Annotated in this window: 10 protein-coding genes; all 10 read right to left on the bottom strand. The window is 69.2% G+C overall.

What is annotated here, in order from left to right; genetic code table 11:
* Positions 1–34: 34 nt before the first annotated feature.
* On the bottom strand, positions 35–406 hold the full coding sequence (locus tag ACYSUO_RS22465) for a hypothetical protein (RefSeq protein WP_461778007.1): 372 nt from the start codon (positions 404–406) through the stop codon (positions 35–37).
* 68 nt (positions 407–474) lie between these two features.
* On the bottom strand, positions 475–1,044 hold the full coding sequence (locus tag ACYSUO_RS22460) for a hypothetical protein (RefSeq protein WP_461778006.1): 570 nt from the start codon (positions 1,042–1,044) through the stop codon (positions 475–477).
* A 58-nt stretch (positions 1,045–1,102) separates the two neighbouring features.
* Positions 1,103–3,391: an SUKH-4 family immunity protein gene (locus ACYSUO_RS22455; protein ID WP_461778005.1), complete on the bottom strand. Its 2,289-nt coding sequence runs from the start codon at positions 3,389–3,391 to the stop codon at positions 1,103–1,105.
* Positions 3,392–3,471: 80 nt separating this feature from the next.
* Positions 3,472–4,695 (bottom strand): hypothetical protein, encoded by a 1,224-nt coding sequence (locus ACYSUO_RS22450; protein WP_461778004.1) that lies wholly within the window; start codon positions 4,693–4,695, stop codon positions 3,472–3,474.
* A 183-nt stretch (positions 4,696–4,878) separates the two neighbouring features.
* A complete protein-coding gene (locus ACYSUO_RS22445) occupies positions 4,879–7,047 on the bottom strand; it encodes an SUKH-4 family immunity protein (RefSeq protein ID WP_461778003.1) in 2,169 nt (722 codons plus the stop codon).
* Positions 7,048–7,135: 88 nt separating this feature from the next.
* The gene (locus tag ACYSUO_RS22440; RefSeq protein WP_461778002.1) at positions 7,136–9,307 is read right to left on the bottom strand and encodes an SUKH-4 family immunity protein; all 2,172 of its coding nucleotides are present in this window, start codon (positions 9,305–9,307) and stop codon (positions 7,136–7,138) included.
* A gap of 77 nt (positions 9,308–9,384) precedes the next feature.
* Positions 9,385–11,556, bottom strand: coding sequence for an SUKH-4 family immunity protein (locus ACYSUO_RS22435; protein ID WP_461778001.1), 2,172 nt, complete (start codon positions 11,554–11,556; stop codon positions 9,385–9,387).
* 74 nt (positions 11,557–11,630) lie between these two features.
* Positions 11,631–12,935: an SUKH-4 family immunity protein gene (locus ACYSUO_RS22430; protein ID WP_461778000.1), complete on the bottom strand. Its 1,305-nt coding sequence runs from the start codon at positions 12,933–12,935 to the stop codon at positions 11,631–11,633.
* A 77-nt stretch (positions 12,936–13,012) separates the two neighbouring features.
* Complete coding sequence (locus ACYSUO_RS22425; RefSeq protein WP_461777998.1) at positions 13,013–14,032, bottom strand: hypothetical protein; 1,020 nt, start codon at positions 14,030–14,032, stop codon at positions 13,013–13,015.
* Entirely contained in the window at positions 14,029–19,509 is a 5,481-nt protein-coding gene (locus ACYSUO_RS22420; protein WP_461777997.1) for a toxin glutamine deamidase domain-containing protein, read from the bottom strand. The genes ACYSUO_RS22425 and ACYSUO_RS22420 overlap by 4 nt, the downstream gene beginning before the upstream one ends.
* Positions 19,510–19,562: the final 53 nt, after the last annotated feature.

Below are 19,562 nucleotides of genomic sequence, written 5' to 3'. Positions count from 1 at the left end.
CGGGGTAGGGCTGGCCGGAATGGGTTGGGGCGGGTCAGATCGCCTGGCCCACTCCGATGACCAGCAGCGCGCCGACCATGACCCACAGGCCCGTACGTCCCATGCCGCCCGTTCCCCGCACGGCGAGCCACAGCGCGTAGCAACCGCCCACCACACCAAGGGCGTTGGCGGCGATCGCGACCGCGCCGGCGCTCCCCACGGCCTGCCCGACGAGCGCGGCGACGGCCGCCGCGAGGAAGACGGCCGCGCACACGATCCCCCGCAGCCTCTCGCGCCGCACCACCTCGGCGACCCGCTCCTTCTCCTCGGCGAGCGCGCGCTCCTCCGGCGGAAGCTCGGTCTCCCACTTCCGCGAGAAGTCCGCCTCCCACTGCAGGCCGGTGCCGTCTCCACCCGTACGTGTCATGCCCGCGACCCTAGCCGACCAGGGGTATGCGGCTCATCCTGAGGCTCCTCGCGGGCCCATACAGCCCTCTACGGCTCGTAGTGATCCGCGAGACTCCCGGTGGCGGCCTCCCAGAAGTGGGCCCCGCCCACATCGTCCGGCAGCCCCCCGACGAAGTCACCGAATTCCTCGAGTCCCGCCTCCAGGGCCTCCACACTCTCGTCTTCGTCCTCTAGCCCGTCGAGTCGATCCATCTCCCGTACGACGGCCGCGAGCAGCGCGACGGCGGCACCGGCATGCGCAACGCTGGCGAACTCGTGCGCGGAGGCCATGCCGGCGGCGTGGTCCCAGCCGTTGGGGTCGTAGACGGAGATCTCGCCGGTCGGCATCTCCATGAGGTGGTACTCGCTGCCGTAGACGCCGATGCAGTTGCAGGAGGCGGGGATCACGTCGTCCTTGCCGTAGTGACCGGCGAAGATCTCGGCGGGCTCGGGACTCCAACCGACAGCACCGCCCTTCCCCTTGTACCGGCCCCCCTCGATGTCGATGGCGGGAAACAAGGTCCCCGTCTCACCGGTGCAGGCCTCCACCCACTCCTGGGTGGGGGTGCGCAGGCGGGCGATGACGGTGTCGAGGTCGGACAGGATCGTCAGGGGCACAGGGGGCTCCGTTCCGGGGGCGTTGATCGTTGTGCTTTCAGAGGGGCGCGTCGCGCGCTCACAGCACCTCTTGAAGGTTTTCTGTCCACCAGCTGTACGAAGCGTGCGGGCTGATATCGCTGAGGCGGTCCTCCAAATCGTCGCGCAGGCCGAAGAGTTCGCCGTGGGTGTACGACATCGGGAAGTGGCCACGGATGACCGCCCAGGTGGTGACGAGGCGTACGAAGACGTCCAGGTTCTCGGCCATGAGGTGGGGCGCCTCGTAGTCGACGTTCCACTTGCCCGAGTGCCAGTCGGGGTCCCAGTCGTCGCCGGGTGGGGTGTCGTCGGGGAGGTCCGTCTCGGTCCAGTTGTCGTGGCGGGGCAGGCGGTAGATCCGGCCGGTGCGTGCGTGTACGGCGATGGGGCCGCCGTTCCAGTCTCCCAGCACGTACAAGGGCAGGGCACGGACGCGCGGCAGCGGGGCCTCGGCCTCCGGGTCGACGCCCAGATGGATCTCGGCGGCAGCCACGGTCGGCAGTCCGGTCACCGTCAGAGCGTGGCGGGCGCGGGGGTCGGTGATGTCCGCTGGGAGCTGTGATTCGGAGAGGCGGGTCATGGACTGCGTACCGAACACAGCCTCCGGTGACGACGCGAAGTCCGCCTGTCCTGGGGCGATATGGCAAGGCCGTACGTCGATCAGCGCGGACGCGTTCGGGGAGGACAGCATGGCGATGCCAAAGGGGCCGCCCCCACCGCCCTCGCCGGCCTCATCGGCGTCGAGGTCGTCGGCCCAGTCCTCGTCTTCGTCCTCGTCGAACTCGTCGTCCTCGTCAACCGTCTGCGGGCCCGGGAACCCGTCGGCGAACCGCTCGGGATCCATGGCCTCGGCCGCGAAGATTCCGCCGGTCGACGCCACCACGACCAGGTCCCCGACCGTCAACCGGTCCCGCACGAGCCCCGGCTCCTTGGGGAACGGGTCGAATGCGGCCCACGCCCGCAGGCGGCCGCCTCCGCCCTGCCACAACGGCTCACGCTGCCCGAAGGCAGGCACGGAACCCGTCCACGGGCCGGCCAGCACCTCGCCCGTGGCCGCGTCGAACACCCAGTAGCGCGGCTTCGACGGAGTGTCGTCCCGCGCGACGACCGCCGTCCGCCCCTCCGGATCCCAGCCCTCGGGCGCGAGCTCCAAGCCGGTCACCGGACCGGGGAACACCCGCCGCGGGTCGACGACGCCCGGCGGACGCCAGTGCGCCCAGCGCACCGTCCACGACCGGTCCGGGTGCGCATCGGCCACGGCCTCCGCCGTCGCCTCGTCACCCTGCACCAGGGCTGCCAGGGCCAGCCAGGACGCCCACTCGTCAAATTCGAACGAGCGCAGACCTGCCGTCTCCAGGTCGCGCGCACGGCTGGCCGGCGTGGGGGCCGACCAGGCGGCGTAACGGTCACGGAGGGCGGGGTCCATCCGTACGGCGTCCAGCTTGGCGCGCACCATCTCATCGGCCTCGATGAGACTGTGCGGCGAAAGCTTTGCCAACAGGCGCTCATCGCCTGCCAGTTCGTGGAAGGACTCGCCGTACCTTCCTCCGCGCGCCGCGTGCCTGGCCAACGCGAAGACGGCGTAGCGCCCCACGCCGTTCGCCGTTTCGTCGAACCGGTCGCGCAGCCACTGGGTCATCTCGGCGTGGACGCGGCGGGCGTGGCCCAGGTCCACCGCGGCCCTCAGTTCGTCTCGACGCGACCAGTTGTCGAACCACACACGGCCGTCCCCGGCGACCGAGATCTCCGGTGCGTCCAGGGGCAGTTCCAGCTCGGCGCCATTGAGCAGACGGGAGAGTTGGCGCCAGACCTCGACAGGAGGCGAGGGCGACTGCGCGAGAGCGAGTGCCTGCAAGGCCCACTCGCGCCGCTCTTCCTGCGAACGACTCTCATCGGGCTGCCGCCGCGGCACCTCGACCTCCAGGCGCCGCCGCGTCGCCAACCACCGCTCGTGCCAGTCGACTTCGACGACGACCAGCGCGCCGGCCGGCCGGACGATTTCACGGTTCAGGAGACTCAGGGCGGCGTTCGGGTAACCCGCTGCCCCCGCACGGGCCATCCTCTGCCCCTGCGCGACGAGCACCACCACCGGCCCGTCACCGGGCGGCACCTGATCCAGCCCGTCACGTACCCGCCCCAGCAGCTCCTGCACTTCGAGCCCCGTGGCGTCGACCCATACGGACCGCGGCAGCAGCGCCTCCGAACTCCGGAGGATCTGCGTGCGCCCCGAGCCTGCCGAACCCATCAGCTCGACGACGTACGGTTCGCCGCGCCGCTGCCGGTCGACGATCCGCTCGATCGCCGCGTCCGCGGTGACGCTCTCGTACATGGCTATGGGTCCCCGTCCCTCTCGCCGGAAACCGGCCCTGCCTCGTAGTCGACACTCGACTTGCCCGCGTTCCAGTCACCCTAAGCCTGGTGCTGAACGCTGGACACCCGGCAGGTGTCACACCAGAACCCGTAGAGCGTGCCGTCGAAGTTCATGTGCCCGAACACCGTCGGACCGCTGTCGATCGATGCGAGGAAACGCATGGTCAGGCTGCATTCCGGACAGCGTGGGTGCGACGCTGTTGTGATCCACCTGGGGCGTCCGCCCACGTGGTGACGGGAGCTGCCGCCCGTGGCGTCAACGCTGATTCCCAACTGGTTCGGGTGAGGCTCAAGCGCCAGGGCCCGCTCGCCCGGCACAACGTGACCGCCGTCAGCTCCGGGCCCCTGCGGGCCGTAGAAGACCTCGAGCCCGTCCGGTACGAGTTTCACCGTCACGAAGTCCAGCGCGTAGCAGTGGCAGGTGTACCAGAAGAAGGAGGGATCGGTGCTCAGCGTGAAGGGCAAGGCTGCCGCCCCGAGCGTCAACACGAGCCCTGCGGGCCGGTCGCAGACAGGGCAGAGCGGCATGTCACCGGCGTACGTCCCGCCCATGATGTGCGGACTCTGGCCGCGGTCGACCACGGACCCCATGTAGGCAGGCTCGTACCCCGAGCCTTCGTCCGAATCCGGGAGACGTCCCGCCATTTCCACCAGGGCTTCCCATTCAGCCGGTTCGGAGAAGTCCTCACGCAAGCCCAGCAGCGCCTGCGCTGCCGCCTCGGTGCGCAACCGGGCCAGCAGGTTCAGGGCTCCTGCCTTTTGCCCGCGTCGCCACCGGTCGACAAGTCCCGGCACATAGGAATCCGGCCCACCGGACAACATGCCGAACCGAACATCGGGATCCTCGATTCGACTCAACTGCGGGCGCAGCAGCTCAGGTTGATAAAGACTCACTTCATAAACGGCGTCGAACCATGGCCCGTATGTGTCGCCGGCCTCGAGATAGTCGTTCACCACCTCTTCGAGGAGCCGGGCCGACAGCCATGGGACCAGCCGGGAAACGGCAGGGGCCATACCCTCGACACCGCGGAGCCGCTCAGCAACGCGATTCTTTTCCACATGGAGCTCGGGCAACAGAGACAGATACTGGGCGGCGAACGTCGCGACCCGCTCATCACGCGCCGGCAGCAGACATGCCACTGCCTCATCGACCCCTCGGCCATCCCGTTGGGACAGCCACGCGGCGACGCGATCGGCGATCTCCGTGACGGCGATGGACTCGTCGTCGATGAGCTTCTGGGAAAACAGCGCAAGATGCGTCAAGACCTCGCCCTCCTCAGATATGTCAGCAGCAAATCATCTGCGGCCCCCTCGCCCCTGACGTCCTCGAATCCGGGCTCCGTAGGAGTGGCATACCGGCTTTCGTCGCCCGGCGTCGGCTGGACCCCCAACAACACGGAGATCCGCCGGCCGGCCGTACCTAGGGCCTGTCGTTTGGATCAGGCCCTAGTGGTCCATCAACGCCACTCCCCAGATCCCTGCCGCCGCCCCGATCGGGTCGATCGCGGCCTGCAAGCCCTTCACCCGGGGCTCGACGTCGCGCGTCTCGGTCTCGTCGCCCGAGGTCGTGAACACCTGGACGCCGAGGAGCCAGACGGAGACCATCGCGAGGAAGTCGTGCAGGTTCCGCCCCACGATCTCCGCCCTGTTGGAGTCCTCGCGGTTCCCGCCGGGCAGATGGAGGATCCGCCCGGTCGGGCCGTCGATCACCACGTCGTCGCCCATCCAGAGCCCGATGGCGTAGTAGGGACCGGTGAGGGTGATCGGTTCGTGCTGGTAGTCGGCGCGCGGGACATCGGCGGGCCAGGACACCTCCCGCAGAAGATTGCGGTTGTCCGATTCCAGGCCGAAGAATCCGAGGCCGTGTACGTCACGGAAGGACGGCAGTCCCTGCGTGACGAGGAACTCACGGGTGGCCGGATCGGTGAGGCCCTCGGGCAGCAGGGGCTCCTGCACCCGGTACAGCGTGCCGGATTCGGCCGCGAAGATCGTGTCGAGGTCCTCAGGGCGAGGCGCGGGGCCGTGGGCCGGGACGGTCGCCGGAGCGGTGAGCACGGACGGGCACAGCGCCTCGGAGCGGTGGCGCAGGCTGAGACCGGCGAAGGGCGTCGCGTCCGACGCGGGTTCGATGCCGAACAGGCCTCCCCAGCCTCCGACTACGACGATGTTGTCGATCGTCACCGGTCCTGCTTCCAGGAGATAACGGCTCGCCGGATCCACCTCTGGGCGGTCGTCCTCGCCTCCCGGGGTCGGCCAGCGCAGGCCCGGCACCGCCTCCTCGGGAGGCTGGTTGCGCACCCAGGCTCCGGTGGCCAGCACGTCGCCGCTCCGCGGGTCGTGCAGGGTCACATGGCGTTCCCGGCCCTGATAGGCCAGCGCTGCCGCCACCGGGCGGTCGTGCAGGCGCATCTCCATCAGGTCGTAGACATCGGAGAAGCCGATGTACGACACGTGCAGGCCCGCCGGCGGCCGCCACCGCGACCACCGCACCCGCCACGGCAACCGGACACCACTGCGCTCCAGGCCCTCCGCCAGCTCCGTATCGCCCCGAACCGTCGCCTGCAGGTGCAGCCAGGCCACCCAGGTCGGCTGGGCGCACGGCAGGATGGCGTAGTCCCGGGCCAGCACCGCGTCGGCGAGCACCGAGCCGGCAGGCGCTTCCTTCATACCTGCGCCTTCGGCCGCCTCCAGCAGGGCTGTTGGCGGGACGTGGGCGATGAGGCGGGTGTCGCGCAGCAGCGCGGTGAACAGGGGGAAGTCCGTTTCCCCGGTGACGGAGTCGGCGACCGCGCCATGGGCGGCGAGCGCGGTCGCGGCGTAGCGGGCCAGCGGGTCGGTGTCGGCGCGGCCCTCCGGATTCGCCCACTGCGCACTCAACTCCGCGAGGTGGCTGTAGAGATGGCGGTGGGTTCGTGCCCGGACTTCGGCCGGGAGCTGCCCGCGCAGTTCTCGCGCAACGGACTCGTCCCGGAAGGAGACCACCTGGCCGTCGCCCTCGGCGACCAGTAGTTCTCCGTGCTGCTCAACCACCCGCATCAAGTGGTCGACCTCGACGGGCCGGCCGGTCACGCCCATGACCAATTCCTGCCAGACGCCGTACGGCACCGTACGCGCCTCCGCCTGCGCCAACGCTTGTACGTCTACGGGCGCTTCGCGCGGCGCCCCGGCCTGTACCGACAGCTGGAGCGGGCGGTCGCCGGTGCCGAGGAGGTCGGCGTTCCGGGAGGCCACGACCACGGCGTGGCCCTTGCCGCCGATCCTGCCCAAGGCGCGCAGCAGGCGCTGCGGTTCGCCGCTCGTGCGGACGCTGCCCACCAGTTCCAGGTGGGAGACGAGAACCAGCCGAGCCGGCTTCTTCGGAACCTGCCGGGTCCAGGATCTGGGTGCCTTGGCCCGCGCCCCGAGAGCGTCCAGCACCTTGGTGAGCGCTTCGTCCGCGGTGCGGCCGGCCACGTCGACGAGGACGCTGTCGGGCACCCGTTCCCGCACGGCGTGCAGTACCTGCTCGCCGTGCCGGCCGGACGGGTCCACGACGCAGGTCACGCCTCCGCCCGTGAGGCCCACGTCCCCGCCGACGAGCCGTTCGATCACGTCACTCACGGACAGACTGGTCACGGTCGCTTCACCTGCCTGTCCGAACGTGCCAATCCCACCCCACTGGGCACCACCGCCGACTGCGTCACCCGCGTTTGGGCGTGCACGCTCACACCACCTCTTGAAGGTTTTCTGTCCACCAACTCGTCGCCGCGTGACGGCTGATGCTCCCGAGCGTCACATCGATCTCGTCCCGCAGGGCGAGAAGTTCTCCCTTGGTGTACGCCATGGGCAGGTGCATGCGCAGCACCGTCCAGGCGGTCACCAGCCGCACGAACGTGCTGAGGTTCTCCGCCATGACGTGCGGGCGGTCACGGTCGACGTTCCACCGGCCGGAGTGCCAGTCGGGATCCCAGTCGTCGCCGGGCGGTGCGGTGTCAGCGAACTCCGCCGTGTCCCAGTCGTCGTGCTCGGGAAGCCGGTAGACCCTGCCGGTGACGCCGTGCAGCGCGATGACGCCGCCGCCGAACGCGCCCAGGGCGTAGAGCTGCGGGCGGCCGCCAACGACCGGCAGCGGCGCGTCGGGCCGCAGGGCCAGGTCGATCTCCGCGGCGCGGAGCGTGGGCAGTCCGACGGACGTGAGGGTCGCGCGGGCGTCCTCGTCGCGGAGGTCGCCCGGCAGGAGGGCCTCGGGAAGCCGTACGACCCATTCGGGGCCGAAGACGTCGCCGGGCAGCGGGACCACCGGGGACCCGTCCTCCTGGACGACCGCGTGGTGCAGCGGGAAGGGAGCGTGCCTGCCCGGGTCGTCCCCGAACTTCTTGCCGAGGGACAGCGTGGCCTCGCCGAGCCCCTCGACGGCGAAGACCCCACCCGCCGAGGCGACGACCACCGCGTCACCGATGCGCAGTTGGTCCTGGATCAGAAGGTGGCTGCCCGCCGGGTCGAACGCCGCCCACGGCCGCAGCGGATCCCCGACACCGTCCGATACGTCCCGCCACAGCGGTTCCCGGCGGCCGCACTCCGGGATGTCGGTGCCCCAGGCCGATGCCAACACCTCACCGGTGGCCACGTCGAACACCCACGTACGCGGGAAGGCCCCGTACTTGTCGACGGCCACGACCGCGGTTCGGTCATGCGGCGCCCAGCCAGGCGGAGCGGCTTCCAGGCGGTCGACGGAACCAGGGACAAGCCGCCGGGCATCGACGACGCCCGGCGGACGCCAGTGCGCCCAGCGCACCGTCCAGGGGCGCTCCGGCACCGCTTCGGCGATCGCCTGTGCCGTGGCCGCGTCCCCCTGCGCCACAGCGACGAGGTGCAACCAGGAGGCCGACGTACGGAAGTTGTACGAGTGCAGGCCGGCCCGCCGCAACTGGTCTGCCCAGCGCGCCACCGACGGCCGCGACCAGCCGGGAACCCTGTCCCTCATCGCGGGATCGGCCGCCGCGTAGGGCAGCAGGTCGCGTGTCGCCCGGTCGGCCTCCGACAGGGAGTTGAACGACAGCCGAGCAAGGATGTCGGGCCGCGCCTTCAGCTCGTGGAAGAGCTCTCCATAGCGCCCCGTGGACGCGGCGTGCCCGGCCAGCGCGATGTGCGCGTACAACCCCATAGGGGTGGTCTCCCCCACATGGCCGGTCAGCAGGCGCACCATGTCCGCGTGCACCCGACGAGCCAGACCACGGTCCACCGAGGCCCGCAGTTCCTGAGCTCGCCCGGACTCGCGGAACCCCACCTCACCATCACTGTCGACCTCGATCTCGGCTGCGTCCAACGGCAGTTCGAGTTCCTCATGGTTGAGGAAAAGGCACAGCTGCCGCCACACCTCCACCGGCACGGAAAGCCGCTGCGCCAGCGCGAGCGCCTGCAAGGCCCACTCCCGCGAGGTCGCCGCCGTCCGGGCCGGGTCGGGCCCGCGCTCCGGCACCGCCACCTCGAGGCGCGGCCGGGACGCACGGGGCGGCTCGCACCAGTCGACCTCGACGACGACGAGAACGCCGAGCGCTTGGGCGACTTCGCGGTCCAGCAAGCGCAGAGCCGTCTCCGGGTAGCCGGGCGTCCGCTCGCGCGTGATCTGTTGCCCCTGCGCGACGAGCACCAACGGGCGCTCTCCGCCGGCCGAGCGCGCCGACAAGTCCTCCCGCACGCGCTCCACCAGTTCCCGGGCGCCCAGTCCAGTGGCGTCCACGCGCACGGCCTCGACTCGTTCATCGTCCACTCGCGTGAGGATTTCGGTGCGACCGGAACCCGCGGACCCCATCAGCTCGACGACCTGTCGGGCACCTTCCAGGTGCCATTCCACGATCCGCTCGACCGCCGCGTCCGCGGTGACGCTCTCGTACATTGCTTCCGGCCCCCGGTCCCGCCCTTGAACTCCCCTACGAACTGCTCCCGCTCCGGCCGATCATGTCATCGCCGTCGTCACGGCGACTCCCGCAGTGACGCGGTCCACCAGCTGTTCACGGCAAGATCGCTGATGTCCCCCAGGAGATCGTCGATCTCGTCCCGCAGCGCCGTCAGTTCGGTCTTCGTGTACGCCATCGGGAAGTGCAGGCGCAGCGCCGCCCACGCGGTGACCAGGCGGACGAAGGCCGTCAGATTCTCCGCCATCAGGTGCGGGCGCTCGTAGTCGACGTTCCAATTGCCCGTGTCCCAGTCGGGAAACGGATCCTCGTCGGACAGGAAGTCATCGTCAGGGGCCTCGGAATCCTCGAGCCGGGCGCTGCCGTCGGGGAGGTCGACCATGTCCCAGTCGTCGCGCTCGGGCAGGCGGTAGACCCTTCCGGTCAGCCCGTGCACGGCGATGACGCCACCGCTCCAGGTCCCGAGCGCGTACAGGGCCGGCCTGCCGGACACTTCCCGCAGGGGCGCCCCCTGCGGTACGTCCAGGTCGATCTCGGCGGCGCGAACCCTGGGTACGCCGAGGTTCGTCAGCGCCGTTCGGGCCTCCTCGTCGCGCAGGCCCTCGGGGAGGAGCGAAGCGGGCAGTCGTACGACACGTTCCGCCCCGAAGATCTCCTCAGGCGGAAGCGAGTTCACCAGGCGCTGCTTCTGGTCCTCGGCGAAGTCGCACACGAACGAGCTGCCCGCCGCCGCCAGATCGTCCGGATCCGTCGGCCCTTCGAAACCAAGGCTTCCCTCCGCGATTCCCTCGACGGCGAACACTCCGCCCGCCGACGCGACGAACACGGCGTCGCCGATCCGCACCTGCGCCCGGATCACCAAAGGGATGTCGTAGAAGGGGTCGAAGGCGTCCCACGCCCGGAGCGGGTCCGGCCCCTCCAGGGCGTCCTGCCACAGCGGTTCGCCCTGGCCGAACTGCGGAACGCCCTCACTCCAAGGCCCGGCCAACACCTCCCCGGTGGTGACGTCGAACACCCAACTGCGCGCGGCACTCCCGAACGCGTACCTGTCGATGGCCACCACGGCAGGCCGCCCATCGGGTGCCCAGCCCTGCGGAGCCACCTGCAACTCATCGACGTAGCCGGGCGTCAGACGACGGAGATCGATCGCCCCCGGCGGACGCCACCGCGCCCACCTCACGGTCCAGGGCCGTTCCCGCACCGCGGTCATCTCCGCCGCGGCGGTGTCCCCCCGGGCCATGGCGACAAGGTGCAGCCAAGAAGACCACTCGTCGAAGTCCCGTGAGCGCAGCCCCGCCTCCCACAACTGGCCGGCGTACCCGAACAGCGCCGCCCCACCGGCGTAGGCAGGATTGTGCGCAACGAACTTCAGGAACGTGGCCCTGGAGAGCCGGGCCACCGTCTCGGGACGCGCCTTCAATTCCCGGAAGAATTCCCCGTATCCCGGCCCCGACCTTGCATGCTGGACGAGCGCGGCGTCCGCGTACCGCCCCACGTCCGAGTCGTCGCCGACGTGTCCGACCAGCCACCGCGCCATGTCCGCGTGCACCTGCCGCGCCTGACCGGGATCCACCGCGCGCGCCAACTCACGTGAGCGCCCGAAGTTCCGGAACCGGGCCCAGCCGCGCCGGTCGACCTCGATCTCCTCGTCCTCCACCGGCAGTTCGATCTCGTCGTGGTTGAGCAGCCAGGACAACCGCCGCCACACTGCCAGCGGCGCCCCACCTCCCTCTTGCAGGGCGAGCGCCTGCAACACCCACTCCCGGGACTCCGCCCCGGAACGCCCGGGATCCGGCCCCCGCACAGCACTCTCCAGCTCCAACTGCGCCCGCGACGCAACCCTCACCTCGTGCCAGTCCACCTCGACGACCAGCAATACACCGAGCGCATCGGCGACCTCCCGCTCCACCTGGTCGAGGACCGCCTTCGGGCACCCCCGATCCCGCTTCCCGACAACCCGCTGCCCCTCGGCAAGGACGACCAGCCGCGCCCCGCCACCGACCCCCACGGATTGCCGCACCCCCTCCCGAACACGACCGACCAGCGCGTCACCGCCGAGCATTGCGGCGTCGACACACACGGCGTCCGGCACCGCGTCGCGTACCCGAGCAAGCACCTCTGTGCGCGCAGCTCCGGTCGAGCCCATCAACTCGACGACACGGCCCGCGCCTTCCTGGTGCCAGGCCGTGATGCGCTCGACGGCCGTCGCTGTGGTGACCTTCTCGTACACGGTTGCTGGTTCTCCCCCACCCCTCGTGCATGCTGCTCACTTTTAGGTCCCGCCCCGAACGGGCTGATCGGCTCTCAGAAGCCGTCCACGTCGAGCTCGGTGATGCCCGCCCAGATCCAGCTCCACAGCACACCGCTGGGCGCCTGCGGGTCGAAGAACCCCGGTGCCAGCGCCTCCAGTTCGTCCAGGAACTCCTGCGCCACGGTCTCCTGGTCCCCCTCTACCGGATATGGGTGCCAACAGGCGTTGGAGTAGCGGTACACCGCCTCCAGCACACGCGTGAAGACGTCGAGATCCGGCGCCAGGTGCACGAGCTTGCCGCTCGTCGATCCTTCCAGTCGGCTCCGGATGTGCACGGAGCCGTCGCGACCGTGTACGTACAGACCGCCGTAGTCGCACGTCCCGAAGCCGATCAGGTCTGGTGGCAGATCATCCGCGGCGGTCGCAGGCCGCAGCTCCTCGGGGGCGTGCGCCGTGAACCCGACCCCATGGCACGCCCACCGCGCGGGGATGCCCACATCCCGCAAGTGCCTTCTGCTTTTCGGGTGCTCAAGGGCCTCGGGAAGCGCGCTGTCCGGTACGCGCAGCGTGTTACCCGTCCCGAACGCGTCGTCGATTCGGGCGGCGGTCAACGGCCCCGTAGGCCGCTTTCGCCGCGGGGCGGCGCCGAGCGGCAGACTCTCGGAAGACTCGAACAACGTGGACGAAGAGGTGTCAATACCCGCGCTGTGCGGCCAGTTCAGGAGCACCTCCGCATCCGTCTCGAGCATCGCGATGCCGTGAGTGTCCACTACGAGGTGGCACGCCCGCCCGCCCTCGACAGACCACGCGACGGCGGCCTGCCAGCTCTCCGGCGCGGTCAGATCCCATCGGTACAACTCGGCCGGGCCGAGCTCCTCCAAAGGCACCGCCGACTCGCCCGTCCCACCTTCACGGCCCACCGGCGGCACCGGCACCCTGCGTCCCGACTCCGCGTCGAGGCGGATCAACCCCCGATGGTCCACCACCTCAACGAGGCCCGCTCCTTGGCGCCGACAACGGACCTGGAAGTAGTCACCGTTCAGGCTGGGTTGGGCAACGAACCAGTTGGCCGGCCGCCACCAGGCCCACCGCGTGCGCCACGGCATCCCCGGCTCGGCTGCCAGGACTCGCACGGCGTACTCGTCGTGACCCGTCGCCGTCGCCGCGAAGTGCAGCCAGGAGGCGAACTCGGCCGCCGACACGTCGGCGCTCCCGAAGATGGCCTCGGCCTGCAAGAACACCTCGCGGCCCACCCCCTCCTCGGAGGGGGCGGCAGCGATCCGTTCACGCACTTGGGCGCGGTCGGCCGTCAACAGCCTTGCCGGGTCTGCAAGTACGGCATCAAGGTCCATGCTCATCGGGTAATCCTGTCAGACTCACTTCCCCGCGGAAAGTTGCCGAACTCCTCTCCCATCCAGACTCCGTCAATGAGTAGTCACCAACGGCCGGATTCCTCTTCCAAACTGTCCAGTGAGACACACTCTTGAGGTTCCTTATCGGTAATGCGCCCCATTCCCGTCAAAGGCGGCTGAGCGACGAGCCAATTGAGAACTGCTGATGCGGGGAGGCCGAGAGCATACGCGTCACGCAGCCGTTGAATCCAGAGACGTCCCGCTTCGAGTGCGACCTCACCGACTGCGGTTCGAGGTTCGAATCCAACCGCGTTGTCCGTTTGCGCCGCCCATAGATAGCCCAGGACTCTCCCACCGTCGTCCTGTACGGCGAGATAGGAAACGGCGTCATCGGTGGCATCCGGGTATTCGCCCCCCGACGGCGGCAGTCCGAACCGAAGCCGCCGAGCCCGTGCGGGCACTTCGAAGGTCCCCCAAGCGTCGATGTACGCAGGCCCCTCGACCCTGACGTCCTCGAATCCGGACTCCGTAGGCGTGGCGTACCGGTTTTCGTCGCCCGGTGTCGGCTGGACTCCCAGCAACGCGGAGATCTGCTTCAGGACGAGTGTGAGTCGAGGAGAATTCTCGGCATGAATTGCCAATTGCTCTCGGCCTCGGGTATCCATCGTGAGCCACGCATCACAGTACGTTTCCAGCGTCACCGTCGCCAGGCTGTTTTTCCAGACGTCCGCCTGGATGGTGAAGAGTTGTTCAGCATGGCGCTCCACCCCACCAGTCGTCCACACTCCAGGGCAGCGCACACGCGCATCGACGATGAAGTCGCCCTGAAATTCTTCGACTTGTTCGGCGACACGAGTGAGCGCGCTCCCGGCTGCTGGCGTGGCCTCGCCCACTGGGGCACTGGTCTCCAAAAGTCGAATGTCCCGCGCGGCGACCGACGATCTGACCGTGACGCCGACCTCGGCGACCGGAACCGCCACGCCCGCACCCGCCAGGACGCTCCACACCTCCACAGCCAGTTCGATGGCGCGTGAGGAGTGGATACGACCATCGACAGGGGCGACTTCCCAGGTCCAGTCACCAATCGGGTCCGTAGTGATCACAGCATGTCCTTAGGGTCGGTCTTGGCGCCGGGCGGGATCACCAGTGTGCCTTCACTGAGACGTACAACAAATGTGATTCCTTCCCCCTTCGGCCCTCCCCCACCGTTGTGGATGTCCATGAGGGCCTCGTGCGAACCGTTGGAAATCCACTCGGCGCACGTGCCGCTGCCACCATCGACCAGCATGATTCGGTGATCTGCTTCGGTCCGGGCCAACTGCAGCAAATACTTCCCCCTGGTGATCTCCGAGACCTCGTCAAGGGGGTTGTTGAGATGCTTCATCTGGTAGGTGTAGATTGCGCCGGATTCATCGGTGATGCGAATATCGGCATCGGCACCGACGGGGATCTTGTACTCGAATTCAATGCTCTGCGCGGGTACTCCACTACGCACCAACTCATCGCCGAAAAGAATCTGATCGACGCCGGGCTGGAACATCGCTTCCTTACGGGCACCCAACGATGAGACGACCTGACCGAACCCCTCGCTCCGGCTGAAATTGCCGGCCGCGATGGCCTCAGCCACACGCTGACCACCGGGCTCGGATGCCAAGCGTTCGAGCACCCTTTCCAAGACATCCGGCTTTGGTCGCTGCTTACCTGGAATCTCCTTGATTGCTTCACGGAGCTCCTGTTCTGTGGAGCCCCCACGCTCCATGGGCGGCTCAGAGTGCCCCGACTGCTCCGACACCGCGTCTGGGCCCGCTCCTTCGTCCCCGTTCGAGCCAATGCCCTCCGGCCCTTCCTGCCCGGCAGCCGACGACGTCGTTCCGGCGCTGCCGTATTCCGGTGGGTTGCTGCCGCCTGTGGGCGGCTCGGGGCTTACGGGTGGCGCGTGGAGGGGGCTGGTCGGGTCGGCTGCGCCTGCCGGCGGGACCCTCAGGTCCCCAGTGGCCATCGCCCCGACCCAGGTCCTGCCAAGTCGCTCCAGGTTCCTCGCGAGATCTTGGTCGAACAGCTTCTTGCGGCTGGCGCTACTGGTGTCCCCTTCGACCACTTCCGCATTCTTTCGATACCCGGTGCCGTAGTAGACGTCGACACCAGGAATGCGGTTCGACAGCATCCGCGAGCAATTCGCGTGTCCAGCACCAAAACCACACGGCTCCCGGTCCGTGAACAAACCCTCGACGGTGTACCGTTCACCGCGCTCGCGCTGACTGTTGAGATGATCCAGGTAGTCCAGGACGTTCTCTTCCGAATGCTTTCCCTTCTCACCGGTGCGGTTCGGGTAGGAACTGTCGACCAGGTAAGTGCTTTCGCCCGTTATGGGATCGCGTACTTCAATTACCGCGTAGTTCCGCCCGGTGAAGTCCGGGCGATGCTTGCCCGCATCCCGCAGCGCGCCTGCCACGCCGGATCGCTGGTACTCCTCCTGGATCGCGGCCTTGAGGATGTCGTCCTGACGGTGGCCGGCGTTCCAGCCCGCGCGTGCATGGGCAGCGGCGCCGTGCGCGGGATGATTGGGGTCGGCTTCCGGACTGACGCCGACGCCATGGGCCGTGTGAAAGTTGTGGCTCAACCGGGCGAGCGACGCGACGACAGCTCCTTGCTCTCCGGGGTGCATGTTCTCGAAGCCGGGGAGAATCCGGGCGAGTTCGGCCTTGGAGAGAGGCTTCGGCTTGGGCGGCGTCCCGTCCTGGCCCGATGCCCCGTCCTGGTCCGGCGGCCCCTCCTGATTGGACGCCCGTACCAGTTCCATCGCGTCAACCAAGGGGCGCCGAGGCGTCGGTGAGCCGTCCGGGTATCCGTCGGTGACGGGGTCCAACCAGGAATCGAGCTGGTTGAGGACGTGATCCATGCCGACCTGCCGGACATCGCTCGTCTGGCGCAGGTTCTGCTGGTCGGGCATAGGAAGCATGCCGTGGTGCGGGGTCGAGTCGACCGTCTCTGGAGGCGGCAGCCTCGGGTGGTCGGTGGGGGCAGTGTCAGCCTGCGGATAGTCGGGCTTGTGCTCCTGTGCGGCAGCTTGTTGCTGTGTTGCTTCTTGTTGGGATGGGGTGTGACCTGCACCAACAGGGTCGGAGGCACCATAGGGTGTCTGACCTGCACCCGGTGCGGGCCCACCAGCGTCGTGCGAAGGCGATGCCGTAGATGTTTGGCTGGCGGATTCATGCTCTGTTGGCGTCTGATTACCATCAGTGGTCGCCTGGCCCTGCTCTTGCCCCTCCTGTCCTTCCGTCTCGTTCTGCTTCTCCCATGGGGCATCCATGGTCTGGCCGTTGGAGTCGAAGGGGACGTAGCGGACGCCGGCGGCGCCGGTGTGGATGGGGTTGGGGCTGACCTCGCCGGTCTGGTGATCGACCCAGATGATCTGGCCGTTGTGGTTGTAGACGTTGAAAGCGTGGCCGCCGCCGCCCGGCCACTGCACGCCCACCACGGCCGCCGAGCCGGGGCCCGCCTCCTGGAGGTGGTGGGCTATTCGTGCGTAGGGGCCGGGGTGGTCGGCGCCGGCCCAGATCTGGGGGCGTCCGGCCCAGGCGTCGAGATTGTTGTACGAGTCGCGCTCGGGCGACATCGTGTCCAGCGAGCCGTCGTGGTTTTTGTCCGGGGTGCGCGGCGCCGACACCTGGGGGTCGCCGAACCAGGTGGACAGGCCGGCGCGGGCGTTGTCGAGGCAGTTGTTGGAGCGTCCGGGCTGCGTAAGGCCACCGTCGTTCTGGAGTTGGGCCCATTCGCCGTTGGGGTCGGGATGGCGCTGGGGCGTGCCGTCCTCGTTGCGGGGGACGGCGTCCAGGAGGGCCTGCTGGTGGGCGGGGTCCGGCGTCAGCAGGCCGTAGGGGGCGTGGTTGAGGCTGTCGCGGATCTGCTGGAGGCTCCGGCCCTGGGAGAGGGGGGCCGGCTGCTCCTGCTTGGGGGGCGTGGTGTCGGAGGACTCCTGCGCGGGGTGGCCGTTCGAACTGGGCTGTTGGGCGCCGGGATTGCTGTTCGGGGTCTGAATCGGAACCTGAATCGGGACCTGGGTCGGCGCCTGATTCGGGGTCTGGTTCGCAGGCTGATTCGGCGTGTGGCTCGGAACCTGATTTGGCGTCTGGCTTGGGCCCTGGTTCGTAGGCGGATTGGGGGTCTGATTCGGGCCCTGGTTCGCAGGCTGATTCGGGACCTGGTTCGGCGTCTGACTCGGAGCTTGATTCGGCGTCTGCCCCGGAGCCTGGTTCGTAGGCTGGTTCTGACTCGGAACCTGGTTCGCAGGCTGATTCTGATTCGGGCCCTGGTTCGGCGTCTGGTTCGGGGTGGGTGTGGACGACAAGCCGGGCTGGTTCGGGGTGTTGGGGTTGGGGTTGGTCGTGCCGGGCCTGTTGTTGGTGGGGGTGTTGGGGCGGGGCGTCGAGGGGGTTGTCGGCTCGGGGCGGGTCGGTGTGGGGGTCGTGCGGTGGGGGGCCTCGGTACGGGGCGTGTCCGTACGGGGATTCGTCGTGGGGTTGGGCTGGCGCGACGGGCCCTGGGTCGGCGTGGTGGGGGTGTTCGTGACCGGGCCCGGGGTCGCGGTCGCGGTCGCGGTCGCGGTCGGTGCGACGTTCGGGGTCGGTGTTGTGGCGTTGGGGTCGCCGGTGGGCGTCGGGTTCGCCGTGGGTGCGGGACGGGTCGGGGCGTGGGCCTCGGTGGCCGTGGCGCTCTGGGAGTGGAACGTGGGGCTGGACGACGTACGCGAGGGCGAGTCGGAGCCCGTGTGGGCGCCCGTACTCGCGCTGGGTATGGAGCCCGGTGTCGTGGAGGTGGAGGCGGGGGACGAGGTGTCGGTGGGCGTGGGAGTGCCCGCCGGCGTCGCCGTCGTCGTGGGTTGTTGGACCTGCGTACGCGGGTCGGTCGCGGTCGACGGATCGTTACCGCGGTCGGGCGAAGGGGTCTGCGCGGCGGGGCCGTTGGACTCCTGCGTCGGGGCGGCGCTCTCCGAGGCCGTGTTGATGCTGTGGGACGCATCGGACGGGCCGGCCGATGGCGCCGCATCCGGTATGGGGGTCGGCGCGGGCGACGGCGTGTTCGTGTCCGCGTCCACGCGCGCGTGCGGCACCGAGGAGGGCCGATCCGACTGCGCGGCGGGCGCGGGCGTGGCCGTCTCGCTGCCGTTGCGCTGCGCGTCCGTGCCCGTGGACACGTCCGGCGTTCCGGACGGCGGTGCGGCGTCCGGCGTGCTCTGCGATCCGGTCGAACCGGGTGAACCAGGTGAACCGGGCGAGGAATCCGGCGTGCTCGACGGGCCCGTGGAGCCGCCGGCTTCGGTCGACGTGGAGGATCCGGACGTCGGCTGTTGCTCGTGGTAGCCCGCGTCGAACGGGGTCAACGGCCGATCGGAAGACGGCGCCGGGGAAGGGGGCGACGTCGGCGTCGAGCCGGCGTCACCGTTCGAGCCCGCCTGCGAACCAACTCCCGTACTGCCATTGCCTGTTGAACCCGAGCCGCCGGTGTCGCCGGAAGTAGAAGCACCGGCCGTACCGCCTCCGTCGCCGCCGGACCCGGACCCGGACGCACCCGAACCAGCCCCCGACCCACCGGACCCAGAAATGGAACCACCCGAACCGGCCCCGGCCCCACCGGACGCCGCTCCCCCGGAACCAGCTCCCGCCCCGGCACCCCCCGACGTACCTCCAGACCCGTCCCCACCGGAACCACCACCGGAACCGGACCCGGTACCTGCACCCGCACCGGACCCAGCCCCTGAACCGGCACCGCCACCCGCAGAACCGGCCCCGGCCCCCGCATCCCCATCCGCCCCACCCGCCGACGAGGAGGACGTATTCCCCGCCGCACTCTCCAACCCACCCCGCGCATGCGAGCCGGCCCGGCCCCCGGCCCCATCCCGCAGCGACTCACCCAACGTCTGGCCGAAGTTGTCGAACCCGTCCTTGACGGCCGTCTTGCCCGCCTCAGCGGTCCGCCCCAGGTTGTAACCGTCCTGCGCACCGAAGTTCTGGTTCACCGTCTGCGCGACGAGATCCTTGCTCATCTCCTCCAGCGCGGAGACGAACGGCTCCTTCACCGCCTCCAGCGCCGCCTCCAGCAGCGCCTGCGCCGCCTCCTTCAGGATCTGACGCACCGCGACCCGCGTCACCTGCGTCATCGCCGCCGAGGCCGCCGCCGAAATCCCGAACGTCACCACCGCCGTCGCCGCCGCCACCGCGATCTGGACCGCCAGCACGATCAGCTGGATGATCACCGCGATCTTCATCCCGATGATCAGCATCGCCGCGACATCGAAGACCGACGCGATCACCTCCGCCGCCTGCCGGGCATCGTCCAGATACCCCGACCCGCCCGCGAAGTTGTCCCACTTCTCGACGAACGCGTCGATCGACTCGCCGTAGTTGTCCGACGTGACATTCCCGGCCGACCGCATCGCATCCGCCTGGATGTCCCCGACCTGCGCGCCGAAATCGCGCCACGTCTGGGCGCACTGCATCATGTGGTCCTCGTTGGCGGTGGGCCAGTCGAAGCCCAACATCTCCAACAGCCAGGCCAACTCGTCCGGCAGCATCATCGCCATGGCGGCATTTCCCCCGTGTCGCCGTACACCCGCAGGCCCCCGCGTGCCACAAC

Source organism: Streptomyces sp. UC4497 (assembly GCF_054871485.1).
The sequence above is the reverse complement of the archived record's forward strand: the minus strand, read 5'-3'. Positions and strand labels throughout refer to the sequence as shown.

Excerpts from the sequence above, each read along its gene's own strand:
- ACYSUO_RS22465 (WP_461778007.1), bottom strand. The coding sequence starts at position 406 with ATGACACGTACGGGTGGAGACGGCACCGGCCTGCAGTGGGAGGCGGAC.
- ACYSUO_RS22455 (WP_461778005.1), bottom strand. The coding sequence starts at position 3,391 with ATGTACGAGAGCGTCACCGCGGACGCGGCGATCGAGCGGATCGTCGAC.
- ACYSUO_RS22440 (WP_461778002.1), bottom strand. The coding sequence starts at position 9,307 with ATGTACGAGAGCGTCACCGCGGACGCGGCGGTCGAGCGGATCGTGGAA.
- ACYSUO_RS22430 (WP_461778000.1), bottom strand. The coding sequence starts at position 12,935 with ATGAGCATGGACCTTGATGCCGTACTTGCAGACCCGGCAAGGCTGTTG.
- ACYSUO_RS22420 (WP_461777997.1), bottom strand. The coding sequence starts at position 19,509 with ATGGCGATGATGCTGCCGGACGAGTTGGCCTGGCTGTTGGAGATGTTG.